The sequence below is a fragment of the Candidatus Enterococcus wittei genome (genome assembly GCF_002140175.1).
GTDB lineage: Bacteria > Bacillota > Bacilli > Lactobacillales > Enterococcaceae > Enterococcus_B > Enterococcus_B wittei.
Genome location: NZ_NGMO01000001.1, coordinates 1,012,590 through 1,030,440 on the forward strand (window position 1 = coordinate 1,012,590; position 17,851 = coordinate 1,030,440).

Here is a 17,851-nt window from a genome sequence, read left to right on the forward strand (position 1 = left end):
TCATCCCCTCTCTTCAAAAGGATAGTTATCACTTAACAACGTTCTCCTTATTTCTTCATCAAATTTTCCAAGTAACTAGCTACCATTTTATGAGAACTTCAATCCCTTTAGATAAAGTCTATTTGGATTTTACTTGCCTGACTGTTTGTTAAATCCCACTTGTTTATGTAATAATAAACCAAATCATCCTGAATTTTTTTTTGAGATTTAAATGCTCTTTATTTCTTATACGTCACAGCTTGAAAAGGTCTATAAAAAGCTAAGAAGCAAGGAAGAGTTTCAGAAAAAAGTGCGATCTCTTTACAAAATCAATGTATTTTACGGAACATTATTGTGAATATTCTTACTGGAACTTATATCGGTTTTTTAGAGAGTGTTATAACAGCTCTGATCGTTTATTAGTAAAGCGAACTATGGCTTAAATACATTTAATTTATTATTAAATAAGCTATTCATTAAGCATTTCTTACACCCAGTATTCATTAAATAGCATTCAATTTAGCATTCAAAAATAATCATTACGTGGGGTTTTTCAAAAAAATAAAGAAGTTTAATTACCACTTTGGAAATTGAACTTCTTTATTTATTATTAACAAGAACTATTATATTTTATCTGTATGCTACTCCACAAAGTTTAAGCCAACCAATGAAATCATCTTCTTGCACGGTATTTTCTGCTATAATATTCCACTGTTCTTTACTACACTTTTCACATCTATGCATTATTTGATAACCTTTTTTAGAATTATATCTATATGAAACAGGCTTCATCAATCCCTTACATAAACTTACTCTATCCCCTGGGTAAAGAGGATAAACAATATGGACAATGATTACGATATGAGCCATTTGTCAATTTTTGTACTTCTTTGTTACAATTCACACAGATAAATCCGCTGTTTTCTTTTACACTCATTTGCTTTCCTCCAAAAATAAAATTATTTTTTTGGAGAAAAGGGTTCCGTTTATTCTTATTTACAGGCTTCTTTGAATAGTGACAAATTCACCGCTATCGCGATTACTTCTGCTTCCAACTTCATAGATATTATCTAATCCGAACCACTCATAGGTTTTAGTTTTGTCCTATGCACTGTGCTGCAGACTTACTCCACAACCCAGCAGTAAGTGTATTTCAAAGTCACTGCCCTTGGCGTCGTCCCCTAGAAAGCAATGCGAATATAATCATTTAAATTCATAATTCCTCCTTAAGTATTTTTTCTAATGGTAGTGAAGTTATCCCTGTCATCTTGTACATTAATTTACCACTTTGTAAATCTTCTACATCTATTGAACCATATAGAAACGTACTTCTGCTTCTACATCCACCTTTACAAACATGGCTAAGGGAACACTCTGAAAAATATTTGCAATTTACATTTCTCATCCTTTTAAAGAAAACACTGTTCTCCCATATGTCTTTCAAAGATTCTTTTTTTAAATTTCCACCTAAAAAATCTTCTGGCATAGTTGGACAAAATGCAACATTTCCATTCGACTTAATAAACACATAACTATTACCTGCTCCACAAAAGAATCCATTATCTTGTATTATTGAATTAGAAACAATGTCACTTAATTTTGTTTCTACAATTCTCTGAATTGCTTCTAAATATTCTTCATTCGCTATGCATAAATGATCACAGATTTTTCCATCAAATGGAACATATCTATCTATATGATAAAGAACTTCCAGTTTTTCTGATTGTTCAATTATTTTTCTTGCCATCTTATAATTGTTCCTGTGTAAAACTGTGTTAATTTCGATTGGGATACCTGCTTCTTTAATTTTGCCTATATTTTCTATTGTTTTTTTGTATGCTCCACTACCACGTATATATATCAATTAATAATTAATTCTTGATAGATAAGGTCCCTATGATGAAGTATTTCAAAAAATAGTACTTAAAACACCTCATAAGCGGATTAGAAGGAGGTGTTGTCCTTTTTGGGCTTATGAGGCATAGATAAGTCTATTCTATCGGTTCATTTTATTAAATGGATAGTTCAAAATAATTCTTTAATTGCTTTTTCTTACAATTATTTACACTTGCCTTTTTATTCCCCCATTCACTTAGTGTTTTAAATGACCTAAATGTTTTTTCTTCATGTTTTTGAGCAGTAGTTAATTGCGTGTTTTGTAGCTTTTTTGGGTGGATATCACTTGTTTTCGTTGTTAGCTTAGACAATCCCAATTGTTCCTTCTTATTTCCCTCGACTTCTTCAAAAGTTGTTAATCGTGTGTTTTGTAGCTTTTTTGGATGAACCGTACTTGTTTTCGTTGCTAACTTAGACAACTCCCAATGTCTCCTTGCTTTTTCCTTATATTCATTTAGACCTTCAAATGATTCATGCTTTCTTTCTTCGATTGCTTTACGCATTTTTCCCCCTAATCGTCGATAAGTTCGGTGATTACCATATTTTTCCCAATCATTAATATATAATCCTTTAATCCAGGGGGCTTTTACTTCTTTATCTTCTTTAAAAAATGCAATTTTTTCTTTTGCTTCAGACCATCGTCGATAGACATAGCGTAGCTCGCTTCCAGTATAACTCGGTTCACAACTTTTTGATTTAGTCGTAACAGGCTCCATGTCTATACCATCTAATACAAAATAAATCATCATCTTTGGATGATCGATTGCCATATCGATTCCTCTTTTACATCCTTGTTTAATAGGATCTTCCATCAGTTTTTCTTGATTTTTTGGTGTGATTTCCATGTAACGATAAAATGCTTCCCATAATGGCAAAGTTTTATATCTGATGGGAATATCATTCAACCAATCTTGAGAGAATCTGTGCCATTGCTCAGGATTTTTTAAATCTCTGTTCTTTATAATTTCTTCGAATCGCTTAGTATAAATATCAATAGAATAAGAATGAAAGGAATCGCTAGTATGTTTCTTATCTATTTTAAATGTTTTTTCACCAAGATTGATTTCCTCATTCTTAAGTTTGTTAAAGAATTGAACTCTTTCTCGAAGTAATCCATATAGTAGAATATCTTTTCCTTCTTCCATGACTCTCTCCTTAATCATTATTTTATCTAATAACTATTCTTTTTTTCACGGAATATATCTTAAAAAATTAGTATATATCTAAATTCCCGATTTTACTGTTCTTTTTTTTCCTATTCTTTAAATAAACGTGAGACCCATCACACATTGAGAGCTACAATTCAAGTGGTTTTATGTACGAATTTAACTAGAACAAAGACAAAAAAGGAGCAGGATGATAAACACCCTGTTCCCTTTATAAAATCCAAAACACTATTCTTGAGGTTGAAACTTGGTCATCGTTGAAAACAAAAGGACATATTACAATTTCTCTTCTATACCAGTGTAATGTTTCATTCGTTCTTCTTCGATTTTTTGCTGACCAGAAATATGGTCATCTTGAGGTAGCGCCTCATCTTTATGTGTTGTGTCTCTCCCTTGTCTTTCTTTCGTCAAATCTTGTTTTTTTGCTTCTTCTTCTGCTTGTTGGTTCTCTAACTCATCAATACGTGCGCGGTAATGATCTTCTCGAATCTTTCCTTCTTCCGCTTGGATCTGTCCTTTTTCTTGTAATTCTTCTTTATTTAGCAATTCACCGATTTTCTCTTTTGCAGACCCTACAACCTTGTCTTTTTGATTTTTAAATGTACCCATTTCCATCCCCCTCTTTCTCTTAAGAATAGCATAGCAAAATAATGCAAGATTCTCAAAGAAAGCGATTAGCGGTTAACCAATACTCGATTTCTTGTTCTAAGAATTTTTTCGATTGGGAATTGTCAAAAATGATATCTGCTCGTTGCTTTTTATCTTCAATCGACCATTGACTGTATACTCGCTGTTTTGCTTCTTTTTCTGACAAACGATTGCGCCTCATCAATCGCTCGATTTGCTTAGTTTCTGGGAGATAGACCACTGCAACTGCATCCATCTCATTTTCATAATGAGCTTCATATAGCAACGGGATATCCACCACAACTAGAGGAGATTCCTTTTTATTACGCAAGATTTCTTTTTTGATTCGGTCTCTGATGAAAGGATCTAGTCGCTGATTTAACTTTTCCCGCCGTTTTTCAGATTCAAAAATCAATTGCCCGAGTTTGGCACGATTCAAGGAGCCATCTGTTTGTAAAATCTCTCTTCCAAACTCTTGAACCAATGCAGCTAGTCCTGGAGTATCAGGTTCAACCACCTCTCTTGCAATTTGATCTGCATCAATCACTGGAAAACCGTGGCTTTTGAACACTGAGTCTGCGGTACTTTTCCCTGTAGCAATTCCACCAGTTAAGCCTAAAACAAAGCCTATTTTGGTATTCTTAGTTTCTGACATTTTGGACAATAGTGTGTCCCCCTTTGAGCCACTTTCGTTTTAACAATTGGTGTCTGACAGCGAATGCAAGGTTTACCAGTTTGATCATAGACATGAAGTGCTATTTGAAATCCTCCAGCTTCCCCTAAAGCGTTCAAATAACTCCGAATGGTCGTTCCACCTGCTTCAATCGCACGAGAAAGAACATCGATGATTGCTTGGCGTAACAATTTTATTTCTTTAGATCGTAAGGTATCAGCAGGTTGTTCAGGATGGATTTTGGCTTCCCAAAGTGCTTCATCCACGTAGATATTACCTAACCCAGTCACTAATTTTTGGTCTAATAATAAAGGTTTGATTGCTTTGTGGGATTTTTTCAACCCTACTGTAAACTCTTCTAATCCAAATAAATCAGGCAGTGGTTCAGGCCCGAGTTTCATAATTCCTTTATAGGTGTCACTTGTACCCTTTTCCACGATCGTCATGCGACCAAATTTCCGAACATCGTTATAGCGGAGTTGACTGCCATCTTCAAAGGAAAAAATAACATGGGTATGCTTATCTATCGGCTGATCCTTTTCAATGTACTGATACTTCCCTTCCATTCTCAAATGAGAAATAAGTTCATAATGACTTAAATGAAAAATCAAGAACTTCCCTCTACGACCAATTGATTCGATCGTTTCGCCTATTAAAGTTGTCTCAAAAATCGGCACTTCCGGTTGTTCAATGATTCTTGGCCATAATACTTGGACATTTTGGATTTTTTTATTTTTGACTAACTTTTCTAACCCTTTGCGAACTGTTTCAACTTCTGGTAATTCCGGCATTTTATCCACCTACATTTTTACTCAATTTAATTGTTACTGATTTAATTCCTTCTTTTTTAGATCGGTTAGATACACATTGATCTACCCATTCATCAGAAAAAAGAAAATCTATAAAACTCTTTTTTCTAAACTTTTCTTCTATAGTAAAAACTGGATGGATCTCATATTCTGATAAATAATATTCATAAGACCGTATGATGATCACAAATCAAAAAAATAAAAAAGCAAATAGCCTTTTTATTTTTCTACTTTTGTCTTACTATAGAATTTCTTTTTTAGCCTTCATAGGGATGTTCAACTAGATGAAACTTAGCATTTGTCGGTACTCTCAAAAATCATAGAATACCCTTTATAGTCATTTCAATCACCTTCAGAAGTCAATTGCTTCCTCAGCCACTAATTGAAAAGATATTTCATTTATTGATCGAAAGTTCTAAGTTAACAAAGGAAAAAGAAAGTCAGTATTTTCTAATTTTTTAGCTTATCACTTTCGATCAACCAATAGTTCTAACATCTGCTATTTTGCTTCGTACCAAGTTTTTCCCCAGCTACTGTCTGTGATCAATGGAACATGAAGAGATACTGCGTGTTCCATGACTTCGCTGACTAGTTTGTCTAGTGTTTCCAGTTCCTTTTCAGGTACTTCAAATACGAGTTCGTCATGTACTTGTAAGAGCATCGTAGCTTGCAGATTGGCTTCTTTTAATCGCTTATCCAATTCGATCATCGCGATTTTCAGGATATCTGCTGCACTTCCTTGAATAGGCGTGTTGATAGCTGTACGCTCAGCAAATGAACGAATATTATAATTTCTAGAATTAATATCTGGCAAATAACGACGTCGATGATATAGCGTTTCAACAAATCCTTGATCTTTCGCTTCACGTACGATGCGTTCCATATATTCTTTGACCCCAGGATACTTTTCAAAATAGGTATCGATATATTGTTGTGCTGCTTTTCTAGTAATTCCTAGATTTTGCGATAGGCCATAATCAGATATACCATAAACGATTCCAAAATTGACAGCTTTTGCTTGACGTCGCATGTTTGGTGTGACATCCTCCGCTTTTTCAATCCCAAACACACGCATAGCTGTGCTGGCATGAATATCTTGCCCTTCCAAGAAAGCAGCCTTCAAATGTTCGTCATTTGAGATGTGAGCTAATACACGCAATTCAATTTGGGAATAGTCAGAAGAGTAAATTACCCAGTCTTTTTCTCTTGGTACAAAAGCTTGGCGGATTTTCCGTCCTTCGTCTAGTCGGATAGGAATATTTTGTAGGTTAGGATCAACGGAACTCAATCTACCAGTTTGGGTCAACGTTTGAACATAACGCGTATGAACTTTCCCATCAGATTGGATGACTTTCAATAATCCTTCAACGTAAGTCGATTGGATTTTCGCAATTTGGCGATAAATCAAAATATCATCTACAATAGGAGCTTGTTCCCGTAACTGTTCCAAAACATCCACGGCAGTAGAATAACCTGTTTTCGTTTTTTTGATGACTGGCAGACCCATTTTTTCAAAAAGGATCACACCCAATTGTTTTGGTGAATTGAGGTTGAATTCTTCTCCAGCTTCTTTATAAATTTTCTGCTCGATCTCTCTTAAGCGATCAGAAAACTCGATTTTCATTTCTTGTAGGCGACTAGCATCCACTTTGATGCCGCTGATTTCCATTTCTGCCAAAATAATAGATAAAGGTAATTCCATCTTGCGGAAAAGTTCTTCTTGATTTTTGTCCGCTAATTCTTTACTAAGTTTTGGGGTTAAGACGTTGATTGCTGATACTTTACGTGCAAGATGAGCATAAAAGAGTTCATCTTCTACAGGTAATCCTTTTTTTGCACCCTTGCCATAGACTACTTCATCGGATTGAATCTCGTGATAGCCATAATGAACGGCAATCCCTTCGATGTCATTACTTTTCTCATTTGTGTCTAATAAATATGCTCCTAATAAGACATCGAAATCAATCCCTTTTAGTTTTGTAGCATACCGATTCAACGCCACATATGTCCGTTTCGCATCATACACTTTTTTCAAGCGAGTTTCATCTGTGATCCAAGCAAGGAAATATTCATTTTCAAAAATAGCCAAATCGTTGGTCACATAGATTTTCTCTGTACTTCCCCACGCAACTCCTACAATGTCTTCTGTATGGTAATTGTCACCCATCATTTCCACATAAAGAGCCATATCAGTTTGGAACATGTTCTCTTCAAATTCATCAACCACTTCAAATAAGATGTCTTTCATTTCTGTTACTTCTTCCACCACATCTAATTTAGCCAGAAATTGTTTGAATTCCATTTCTTTATAAAAGGGAACAAGCTTTTCTAGATCTTTGCCTTTGTATTCCAACGAATCGATGGCTACATCAACAGGAGCAGAAGTATTGATTGTCGCCAATTCTTTTGATAAAAATGCTTGCTCTTTATCATTAATCAAGTTTTCTTTCATTTTGCTTTGTTTCATTTCATCAATATGTTCATAGATTTCTTCAACGGATCCATACTCTTTCAACAATTTGATGGCTGTTTTTTCTCCTATTTTCGTGACACCAGGAATATTGTCTGATGCATCGCCAGCCAATCCTTTGATATCGATGATCTGCTTTGGTGTTAGGCCATCATATTTTTCTGCAACATGTTCGGGCGTATAACTTTCAATATCACTCACGCCTTTGACTGTGATATCGACTTTGATATCTTTTGAAGCTAGTTGTGTCAAATCTCGGTCTCCAGATAAAACAACAACCTCAAACTGTTCCTTATCTACTTGTTCAGCCAATGTACCAATGATATCATCCGCTTCATAGTTAGGCAGTTCATAGTACTGAACACCTAATCCAGTCAAAAGTTCACGGATATATGGCATTTGTTCTTTAAATTCACCAGGAGTCTTTGAACGACCACCTTTGTACTCTGCATATAATTCTGTCCGAAAGGTTGTTTTCCCTGCATCAAAAGCAACCAAAACATGAGTTGGCTGTTCTTTTTGCATGACATTTTCAAACATAGTATGAAAAGCATAAATGGCATTCGTATGAAGTCCATTACGATTTTTAAACCGTTCTAATGAATTGTGCAAAGCAAAGAATGCACGAAAAGCCACACTATTCCCATCTACGAGTAATAATTTATTTTTTGTCATCTGCATAACTCCTTACTATAAAGTACCTTCTCATTCTATCAAAGAATCTATAAGAAAGCGAAAAGAAAAACGTGGAGCAATTACGAAAGAACCAATCCAAACAAATGAAGAAATAAATAACCTTCATTAAGATGCCTTCCTTTTGAGTTTTCCCTTCTGTTTCTACTCAATTATTCTAAAAAAAGACTGAGATCTAATGACCTCAGTCTTTTTCGGTTTGAATTAGTTACTACGTCCGAATATTCTTAGGAACGCAAGGAACAAGTTGATAAAATCAAGATATAGTTGAAGAGCTAAAAAAACAGCAATTCCACTATGTGCAGTACCATTTGATTGGATATAGACTTGACGGATCTTTTGGTTATCATAAGCTGTAAGACCCGCAAAGATCACTACAAGCAATAATGAAATAAACAAATCAACTGGACTACTTTGTAAAATAAAGATATTTAGGAACATCGCAATGATTACTCCGATCAATGCAGCCATACCAGCACGTCCCACACCACTTAAATCTTTTTTAGTAACTAGACCAATGGCTGACATTCCGACAAACATTCCAGTTGCTGAAATAAATGCATTAGTAATCGTTCCGATATCATAAAAGGCTAATGTAACGGCTAAAACTAAACCGTTTAACAAGGAGTAAGCAATGAATCCTCCGATAGCTAAACTTGGATTTTTTTGTGCTTTTATTCCTAATACAAGGACTAGAGCAATTTGGACAATCCAAAGTCCCATAAATCCTAATGGGAAATTATTGATGAAACTAGCAACTTGATATGGGAAAACTTGTAATGATAAATAAGAAGTGATGGCACTAATCCCTAGCCCCACACCTAAAAACCCATATACTTTAGCATAAAAACGATTGATACCAGACACTGCTGTTTGTTGATTATCCATATTATTCACCTTCACTTTCAAGTGTTAACGATTGTTCATATTCTGGTGGTTGAACCATGACCACCGCATCCAAAACTCGATTTTCTTGTGCATTCGTTGCTTCGACAGAAATGGTTACGACATTTTTCATTTTGTCGATTCTAATCACTTCAAACTGAAAAGTCAGCGTTTCATAATGGAAAACTGGTTCAATAAAATTCACAGAGAAATTTACGATATGAGAACCTGGTCCAGGCATATGTTTCGACACTGCACTTGTAATAATCCCCATCAACATAACAGACGGTACAATGGGTTGATGGTATTCCGTTTTTTGTGCAAAATCATGCTGGATATACAAAGGATTCGCATCGTTTGTTATACCTAAATATAATAATAACTGATTGTCTTCAATCGATTCTGTTAAAGACAACGAGTCTCCTTCCTCAATTTCATTAATTGTTTTTCCTAATTTACGCGGTTTACCTATGTTCAAGATAAAAACCCTCCAGTTTATATATTCGTACAGGACAATTGTACCAGAGCGTGAAAAAAAGGCAAGTTAGTGAACACAAGATTCTAGAAACATTTTGGATAATAAATGAAGCCACTGACTAAACTCATCATATAGGCTAAAAATCGCGTGAAGTAGTAGTTTTCTAATTAGAATTCTTTAGATTTTCTTTACCAATCGAGCAATCAATTGACGATCCTGTAATCGTCAATCTACTTGTTCAAGTATCACATTGGCTGAAAAAACATTTCATAAACTTTCGATTCTCCATCCATAATCAAGGACTTTCAAACCAATTATTAATAAATCACTTTCATAGCAATGATGAAAAAGCATTTAACTCTGAATATTTACTTGAAGCACTGGAAAACAGTTTTTTCCTTTTTAAGTCACGAATCAAGAAGGACAGAACTAGGTAGTAAAAACCATGGCTTATGTTAACATCCAGGACTCTTTTCTATACACTAGTGAACATCACAGAAAATAACACTCTCTGTTTTTCAAGATGTTTCTTAATTCTTAAACCAGATGTTCAGTTGATGAAAAACCGTTTATTTTGGAATTAAAAATGGCTACCTGTTCTTGTCATTTATTTATCCATCAGAGAAGCTAAAGAAGTCGAAAATAGTTGTGGCTATTTTCGACTTCTTTGGTCTTCTTTCAATTCCAATAGTGGAATATCGATTGTTTTCTTAATAAGTGGTGAAGCAAACTAAAACAGCACTCGTAATAGTTGTTGATCAAAGAACATTTTTAGTGGTGCTACTCAATAATTTTTCATAAGCTTGTTCAAATTTTTGGACATCGCCGGCTCCCATGAAAATAATTACTGCTTCATGGTAATCAAGTAACGGTGACACATTTTCTTCTTTGATGACTTGTCCACCCTTGTTGATTTTTGCACCTAGATCTTCGATTTTTACGTCTCCTTGTTCTTCACGTGCTGAACCGAAAATATCACATAGATACACGTGATCTGCCAAATCTAACGCTTCTGCAAATTCATCCATCAATGCAATCGTCCGAGTAAATGTATGTGGTTGGAAAACAGCAATGATTTCTTTATCTGGGTACTTTTGACGTGCACCATCGATCGTCGCTTTGATTTCGGCTGGATGATGGGCATAATCGTCTACCACGGTCATATCAGCAACGATTTTTTCACTGAAGCGACGTTTCACACCAGGGAAAGTCAACATCTCTTTTGCAACTTCTTTTACATCTAAATCTTCAAAGTAAGCAACTGCGATCACACCGAGGGCATTTAAAATATTGTGTTTACCAAAGGCAGGAACAGTGAAGTGTCCCACAAATTCTTCTCCATGGTACACATCAAATGCCGAACCTGTAGTTGTGCGTTCAATGTTACGAGCTTGAATATCATCATTTTCAGTCATACCGTAATAATATATCGGAACATCTGCTTCTAATTTTCTCAAATAAGCATCGTCCCCATAAGCAAAAATCGCTTTTTTCACTTGTTTTGCCATGGTTTGGAACGCAGAGAACACATCATCGATACTTGTATAGTAATCAGGATGATCAAAGTCGATATTCGTCATAATCACATAGTCAGGAGAATATGCTAAAAAATGACGACGATATTCACACGCCTCAAATGCAAAAAATTCTGCCTGAGGGTCCCCATGTCCAGTACCATCACCAATCAGAAAGCTGGTTGGACGAATACCTGTCAATACATGAGAAAGTAATCCGGTTGTACTAGTTTTCCCATGAGAACCGGTTACTGCAATACTAGTGTAATTTTGGATAAAGTCACCGATAAAATCGTGGTAACGAACAACTTCCAAACCAAGTTCTTTTGCGCGTTGAATCTCTTCATGAGAATCGGGGAAAGCATTGCCTGCTATAACAATCATACCAGGCTGCACGTTTTCAGCGCTAAAAGGCATGATTTTGATATTTGCTTTTTCTAAATCTCTTTGAGTAAAGAAATATTTTTCAATGTCTGACCCTTGTACGGCTAACCCTTGTTCATGCAAAACAAGCGCCAAGGAACTCATTCCTGATCCTTTAATGCCAACAAAGTGGTACAATTTATTTTGATTTTCCATTTGAATCCTCTTCTCTTAGCTATCATCCATTATTTTAAACATACATTTAACACGAAATCCATTATCTTATAAACAATTAAAAATTTCAACCAAATTTATTCGAGCGAGTGCGTATGAAGGTCTTCAACTACATGCGGGAAAGCTTCCCATCTGTATTTTTAACGACTCGTTCATACGCCTGCCAAACGGTTTCTGGGATGTCTATATGCTCAATATATCCTTTTCCTTTTGGACCATAGCCATTTTCATCATCCTTCAAACGGCTCATCTCCCCTAAAACTAAAGCTTGGAAATATTCTGCTGGCCATCCATTGAATCGTTCATCAGAAAAGACCCACTTTTCTGAACGATCGATTATTTCAGGTATAAAAGGAACATAATTTTGGATCACGACCGATTCGCCACGCCATACTTTTTCAAAGGTGGCTTTTGTTCGGCGTTGCAAAGTCGGATCATTCATCACTAACAACTTACTTGGAAGGGATCCTTTTTCTTTCAATAGGTTTAATGCAAACAAAGCATTTTCACCTGAATTCGTGGAATGAGTTTCCAAGATTAAAGCTTCTTTAGGTATTTGGTACTTTTCTAACAGATACCTCGCATAAAGCTCACTCTCGCTTAACCCTTTTTCAAAGAAGATTCCTTGTTTTTCAAAATTTTCATAGAGGTATTTTGTCGCATGACCCACACCACCAACTAAAAAGAGTTGATCTACTTGCTGATTGAGATACATTTGGGCGGCCTCATCAGCTAAAAATGGGAGACAATTCCCTGCTAATACTAACATCGGAGCAGACAATTCTGACAGCTTTGTCTTTACTGGCTCTGCTAAAAACCGCAGCATCTGATTCCAATCCTGAATTTGTTGCGCTGTTGAATCTTGGTGCATCAGACAGATACCTCCCTTTTTGTTTTGAGCATTTGATGCGAATATTTAGTTTCTTTCCAAGTCAAGCGGCCTCTACAATGACCACATAAATAACGATCGGTATTGATCTTGCGTTTTCGATAAATCCAATTGGAACATTTTTGACACTGGTAACATTCTATTTTCTGCGACTTTTTTTCATGTATCGCAGGTGCGTAACGTAATCCACCGGTTTGTGCCAAGAGTTGTTTAAACTCTGGATCACGATGGCGGTAGCCTTTACCATCTAAATGAAGATGATAATGACATAGCTCATGCTTGATGATCCCTATGATCACCTCTTTATCCGAAACCTCAAACATCTTAGGGTTAAAATCTAAATGATGGTCATTAAGATGATACCTTCCCCCGGTTGTTTTCAAGCGTCCATTGAAGATGGCTTGATGGGTGAAAGGACGCTTGAAACTCTCCCACGAGATCTGTTCCACCAAATGTTGCAGTTCTTCTTGTGTCACGCTTTTTCCTCGTATGGTGACCGCATCGTCAAACTAATTCTTCCTTTAGCTGTATCGACCTGATCAATCCAGACAGTGACAACATCCCCAACTGAAACAACATCAGTCGGATGTTTGACGAATTTATTACTTAGCTTGGAAATATGCACTAATCCATCTTGCTTCACCCCAATATCCACGAAAGCACCGAAATCGATCACATTACGTACTGTACCTTTCAATTCCATTCCTGGCTTCAAGTCTTCCATACTTAACACATCCGAACGTAACATTGGTGCAGGCATTTCATCACGCATGTCTCTTCCAGGTCGAGTGAGCCCCTCCAAAATATCTTTTAATGTTTCTTCTCCAGTGCCGACTTGTTTTGCTAATGAAGAAACAGACAAACGGGTCAATTTCTCTATCGCTTCTTTTGAACCTAAATCTTTTTCAGATAGTTGATTCGCTTTTAAGATCTCTTTTGCGACAGGATAGCTTTCGGGATGGATGCCCGTATTATCTAGCACATGTTTGCCACCAGGCACACGTAAAAAGCCAATCGCTTGTTCATAGGCCTTTGGTCCTAAGCGAGGCACTTTTTTCAACTGAGTACGACTCACAAATTCGCCATTTTCTTCTCGAAAGGTCACAATATTTTGTGCTGTTGTTTTATTCAAACCTGAGATATGTTGTAACAATTGAGGGCTAGCTGTATTAACATCCACTCCTACTTGGTTCACCGCTGTTTCCACGACAAAGTCTAATTGTTCCGCTAACCTTTTTTGCGAAACGTCATGTTGATATTGTCCTACACCTACTGCCTTGGGATCGATTTTCACTAGTTCTGCTAATGGATCTTGAAGGCGTCTAGCAATGGAAATGGCACTACGCTCTTCAACTTGTAAATCAGGAAATTCTTTTCTAGCGATGTCGCTAGCAGAATAGACCGAAGCCCCTGCCTCATTGACGATGGCATAGTAGGCTTTTTGTTTAGCCGATTTCAACTGTTCAGCCACGAAAAGCTCTGATTCTCGACTCGCTGTACCATTACCGATAGCTACCATATCAACTTTGTATTGATCAATCAGCTTCACAAATGACGGACCTGCAGCTACTCTTTTTGCTTGTGGTGCAGGTTTGTGAGGGTAAATGACTTCAATGGCCAAAATCTTACCTGTCGCATCCACTACAGCCAATTTGCAACCTGTTCGATAAGCTGGGTCAAATCCCAAAACGACTTTCCCTTTCAATGGTGGTTGTAATAGTAAATTACGTAGATTCTCTCCAAAGATTGCAATTGCTTGTTCATCCGCTTTTTCTGTCAACTCATTACGGATCTCCCGTTCAATAGCTGGTTGGATAAATCGTTTGTAACTATCTTGATAAGCATTTTGTATGATGAGAGCCGCAGGTGAATCAGGCGAAGAAATCAACTGTTTTTCTAAATATCCGAAGATAGCCGCTTCATCTACTTTAAGACTCACTTTCAATACTTCTTCTTTTTCTCCACGATTGGTAGCTAAGATACGATGTGATACGATTTTATGAACGGGTTCAGAAAATTCATAATACATTTCGTATACACCTTTTTCATCGATATCCGCATCTTTTACAGTACTTTCATATAACCCTTTGTTATAAGTATAAGAACGGATCCACGTTCTGAATGAGGCATTGTCACTGATTTGTTCGGCAATGATTTCATGAGCACCTTGCAATGCTTCTTCCACAGTGGGAACTTCTTCAGTCAAATACTTGCTTGCCTCTTCTTGTACATCACCAGTTGCCAATCGGAGTAGCCACAGTGCGAAAGGTTCCAATCCTTTTTCTTTTGCAATGGTTGCTTTTGTTCTGCGCTTTTGTTTATATGGACGATATAAGTCTTCCACTTGCTGCATTTTAACTGCTTGTGTAATACTTTTTTGCAGTTCAGGCGTTAGCTTTCCTTGTTCATCAATTAGTCGAATGACTTCCGTTTTGCGTTTTTCTAGATTTTCCAAGTAAGCATATCGTTCTTCGATTTCACGAATCTGAACTTCATCTAAACTACCCGTCATTTCTTTTCGGTAACGAGCAATAAAGGGTACAGTATTTCCTTCAGATAATAAATTCAAGACAGTTGCTAACTGTTTTTCGTGGTATTCTGCTAATTCTTTTTGTACAAGCGAAAGAATCGTTTGGTTTATTTTTTCTGTCATCAAAATGCCTCTTTTCTAATTAAAAAGTTGACTACAAAAACGAAATTAATTCGATTGATCGCTTAGTAGTCAAATTATTATCCTGTATTATTTTATCATAAGTTTCACTTGATCTGAAAGAACGAAAAAAGGACTGCGTAAAAATCAAACGCAAGTCCAGTAAATCTCATAGAGGATTCAGTTAAAAGCGACTTTGCCATGGGCCTTCATTGTTCTGGTACTCAATATCTTGGATAATCCCATGTTCATCAAAAACTACCCCATGGAGAGAACCACCAAATACAGCCCCACCATCGATACCTATTTTAGAATCCTTGATCCATAAATCAGTGGTTTGCATATCGCCGTGAAGCATCGGAGTAATTGTATGCCCAAATACAATTGTTTTGCCTGTTTGATTCTTTCCCTCATGAAAAGGTTCTCTGATCCAGATGAAATCACTTGGATCTGTTTCGTGCCAATCTTTTTTATTCAAATCGACACCCGCATGAACAAATAAATACTTTCCCCACTCATAATATAGAGGTCGTTCACAAAGAAAATCAATCAATTCTTTATATTGAGAGCGGATCATCATGGCAATCTCAGTGGGGGAATACTCTTCAGTTGCTCCGGGATGTAATAAACTTTCGATTGTCTCTTCCCCGCCATTACGTAAATATGGATAGAACCAATCTTCTGGTGATTGTAGGAACTGCAAGAAATATTCCTCGTGATTTCCTCGTAAATAGATTGCTCCTGTCTCTTGGACTAACTGCATTCCTTGAAAGAAACATTGTTTTGTTTTCGGTCCACGGTCATTCAGATCACCAATCAAGACCAATTGATGGATCGCTGGGTCATAATCCTTTAACAGTTTTTGAAAAAGATCATAGTTACCATGCAAATCCCCAATTGCAAATACGAATGATTTCATCTTTTTCCACTCCCCTTCAACTTCTATTATAGCTTAATTCTAGTAATGGATGATATAAACTCATTCTTCTTTTATCTATAGATAACTTGTGTCCTATTCTTTTATTTGCTACTCCCCAGTAAATCAAGCAATAAACAAAAGTGTGAATCTCCTTATTATCGATAGTTTTCCTCAAGAAGACACAAAATAAGTCGAGAGATCTTGAAAATAGGAATGCCTTTCAGATCCTTCGACTTATTTATTAAAAGCTTCATCTATAGGTACTACAATGATTTCGGCTCATGACTCTTAAAGGGACAATTGAACCTTTTTGATAAATTATGAAAAAGCGGCTAAATAAGTAACCATTTCTTCATCAGAAAGGTTTTTTTCTTTCACATAACGATTTTGTGGATGTTTCGCACACATAGGTGAACAAGAACCAAGATGTTTTTCCTCATTTTCAACGGATGATAAGATTTGACGATTACATTCAGGATTGGCACAATTGATATAGCGTTCGCATGGTGTACCATCAAACCAATCTTTTCCGACGACTTGTTTGTCTACTTGATTGATGTCAACTGCGATACGTTCATCAAAAACGTACATTTTTCCATCCCATAATTCACCTTTGACTTCTGGATCTTTTCCGTAAGTTGCAATGCCGCCATGGAGTTGTCCAACATCTTTGAAGCCTTCTCGAACTAACCAACCAGAAAATTTCTCGCAACGGATCCCTCCAGTACAGTAAGTAACTACTCGTTTGTCCATGAACTCTTCTTTGTGGTCACGAATCCATTTGGGCAATTCTCTGAAGCTACGGATGTCTGGTCGAACAGCTCCACGAAAATGTCCTAAATCATATTCATAGTCATTTCGGGCATCGATGACGACTGTCTCTTCATCAAGGATTGCTTCTTTGAATTCTTTAGGAGAAAGATAATCCCCTGTTACTTCTTTTGGATCGATATCGTCTTCTAGCTTTAGAGAAACTAACTCAGGGCGTGCTCGTACAAACATTTTTTTGAACGCATGTCCTTCACTCGAATCGATTTTGAAAAAGGTATCTGCAAAGCGTTCGTCTGCTAGCATCGCTTCCATATACGCTTCAGTTTCTGTGATCGTACCAGAAACTGTTCCATTGATTCCCTCTTCTGCTACTAAGATCCTACCTTTTAGATTCAATGATTTACAAAAAGCAAGATGCTCTTTAGCGAATTGCTCAGGGTCAACAATTTTTGTATAATTATAATAAAGTAATACTTGGTAAGCCATTTATTTACTTCCTTCCATCAATTCATTCCATGATAGTATAAAGAAGTATCAAACGTTTGACGATTATTATGCTTGTGTAAAAATACACAGTTATAATTAGTTTACATAATATAATTATATTAAACTATTATAGAATCTATACAAATTTACTATCTTACAGCTTCTGATTCTCTGACATCGGTGTCCTCATCATATAGATCTCTTATAAATTCGCTAAGTAGTATTGATCCCAATCGAAAAAAGAACCAAATTTTGTTGCTCATATTTTCCTGAAGCTAAGATCGTCTTCATCCCATCGATCTTTTTTCTCGAATGGGTTCTACCGTCTTCATTTTCTTCTTCCTTCCCA

At 36.3% G+C, this 17,851-nt stretch carries 14 protein-coding genes and 2 pseudogenes; all 16 read right to left on the reverse strand.

All coding sequences use genetic code 11. From position 1 onward, the window contains the following. Window positions 1–609: 609 nt before the first annotated feature. Window positions 610–916 (reverse strand): annotated as a pseudogene (locus A5844_RS03915) (RNHCP domain-containing protein). Window positions 917–1,192: 276 nt separating this feature from the next. Further along, window positions 1,193–1,843 (reverse strand): SPASM domain-containing protein, encoded by a 651-nt coding sequence (locus A5844_RS03920; RefSeq protein ID WP_086283965.1) that lies wholly within the window; start codon window positions 1,841–1,843, stop codon window positions 1,193–1,195. A gap of 148 nt (window positions 1,844–1,991) precedes the next feature. Continuing rightward, window positions 1,992–3,020: a hypothetical protein gene (locus tag A5844_RS03925; protein WP_086283966.1), complete on the reverse strand. Its 1,029-nt coding sequence runs from the start codon at window positions 3,018–3,020 to the stop codon at window positions 1,992–1,994. Window positions 3,021–3,317: 297 nt separating this feature from the next. Next, window positions 3,318–3,650, reverse strand: coding sequence for a CsbD family protein (locus tag A5844_RS03930; protein WP_086283967.1), 333 nt, complete (start codon window positions 3,648–3,650; stop codon window positions 3,318–3,320). 52 nt (window positions 3,651–3,702) lie between these two features. Continuing rightward, entirely contained in the window at window positions 3,703–4,332 is a 630-nt protein-coding gene (gene coaE, locus A5844_RS03935; protein WP_086283968.1) for a dephospho-CoA kinase, read from the reverse strand. Then, window positions 4,296–5,132, reverse strand: a complete 837-nt coding sequence (mutM, locus tag A5844_RS03940; protein WP_086283969.1) for a DNA-formamidopyrimidine glycosylase — start codon at window positions 5,130–5,132, stop codon at window positions 4,296–4,298. Before mutM ends, coaE begins: the two co-directional genes overlap by 37 nt. Before the next feature lie 517 nt (window positions 5,133–5,649). After that, window positions 5,650–8,295 (reverse strand): DNA polymerase I, encoded by a 2,646-nt coding sequence (polA, locus tag A5844_RS03945; protein ID WP_086283970.1) that lies wholly within the window; start codon window positions 8,293–8,295, stop codon window positions 5,650–5,652. 222 nt (window positions 8,296–8,517) lie between these two features. Beyond that, window positions 8,518–9,201, reverse strand: a complete 684-nt coding sequence (locus tag A5844_RS03950; protein ID WP_086283971.1) for a Bax inhibitor-1/YccA family protein — start codon at window positions 9,199–9,201, stop codon at window positions 8,518–8,520. 1 nt (window position 9,202) lies between these two features. Further along, window positions 9,203–9,676 carry a MaoC/PaaZ C-terminal domain-containing protein gene (locus tag A5844_RS03955; RefSeq protein ID WP_086283972.1) on the reverse strand — a complete coding sequence of 158 codons (474 nt, stop codon included), beginning with the start codon at window positions 9,674–9,676 and terminating at the stop codon, window positions 9,203–9,205. Between the two features lie 758 nt (window positions 9,677–10,434). Next, the gene (murC, locus tag A5844_RS03960; RefSeq protein ID WP_086283973.1) at window positions 10,435–11,769 is read right to left on the reverse strand and encodes a UDP-N-acetylmuramate--L-alanine ligase; all 1,335 of its coding nucleotides are present in this window, start codon (window positions 11,767–11,769) and stop codon (window positions 10,435–10,437) included. A gap of 127 nt (window positions 11,770–11,896) precedes the next feature. Continuing rightward, the gene (locus A5844_RS03965; RefSeq protein WP_086283974.1) at window positions 11,897–12,658 is read right to left on the reverse strand and encodes a YdcF family protein; all 762 of its coding nucleotides are present in this window, start codon (window positions 12,656–12,658) and stop codon (window positions 11,897–11,899) included. Then, window positions 12,658–13,152, reverse strand: coding sequence for a SprT family protein (locus A5844_RS03970; RefSeq protein ID WP_086283975.1), 495 nt, complete (start codon window positions 13,150–13,152; stop codon window positions 12,658–12,660). The genes A5844_RS03965 and A5844_RS03970 overlap by 1 nt, the downstream gene beginning before the upstream one ends. Then, complete coding sequence (locus A5844_RS03975) at window positions 13,149–15,329, reverse strand: Tex family protein (protein ID WP_086283976.1); 2,181 nt, start codon at window positions 15,327–15,329, stop codon at window positions 13,149–13,151. The genes A5844_RS03970 and A5844_RS03975 overlap by 4 nt, the downstream gene beginning before the upstream one ends. Before the next feature lie 181 nt (window positions 15,330–15,510). Next, window positions 15,511–16,245, reverse strand: a complete 735-nt coding sequence (locus tag A5844_RS03980) for a metallophosphoesterase family protein (protein WP_086283977.1) — start codon at window positions 16,243–16,245, stop codon at window positions 15,511–15,513. Window positions 16,246–16,563: 318 nt separating this feature from the next. Next, a complete protein-coding gene (gene trhO, locus A5844_RS03985) occupies window positions 16,564–17,502 on the reverse strand; it encodes an oxygen-dependent tRNA uridine(34) hydroxylase TrhO (RefSeq protein WP_086283978.1) in 939 nt (312 codons plus the stop codon). Window positions 17,503–17,721: 219 nt separating this feature from the next. After that, window positions 17,722–17,834 (reverse strand): annotated as a pseudogene (locus A5844_RS14160) (site-specific integrase); the annotation flags it as partial. Window positions 17,835–17,851 lie beyond the last annotated feature (17 nt).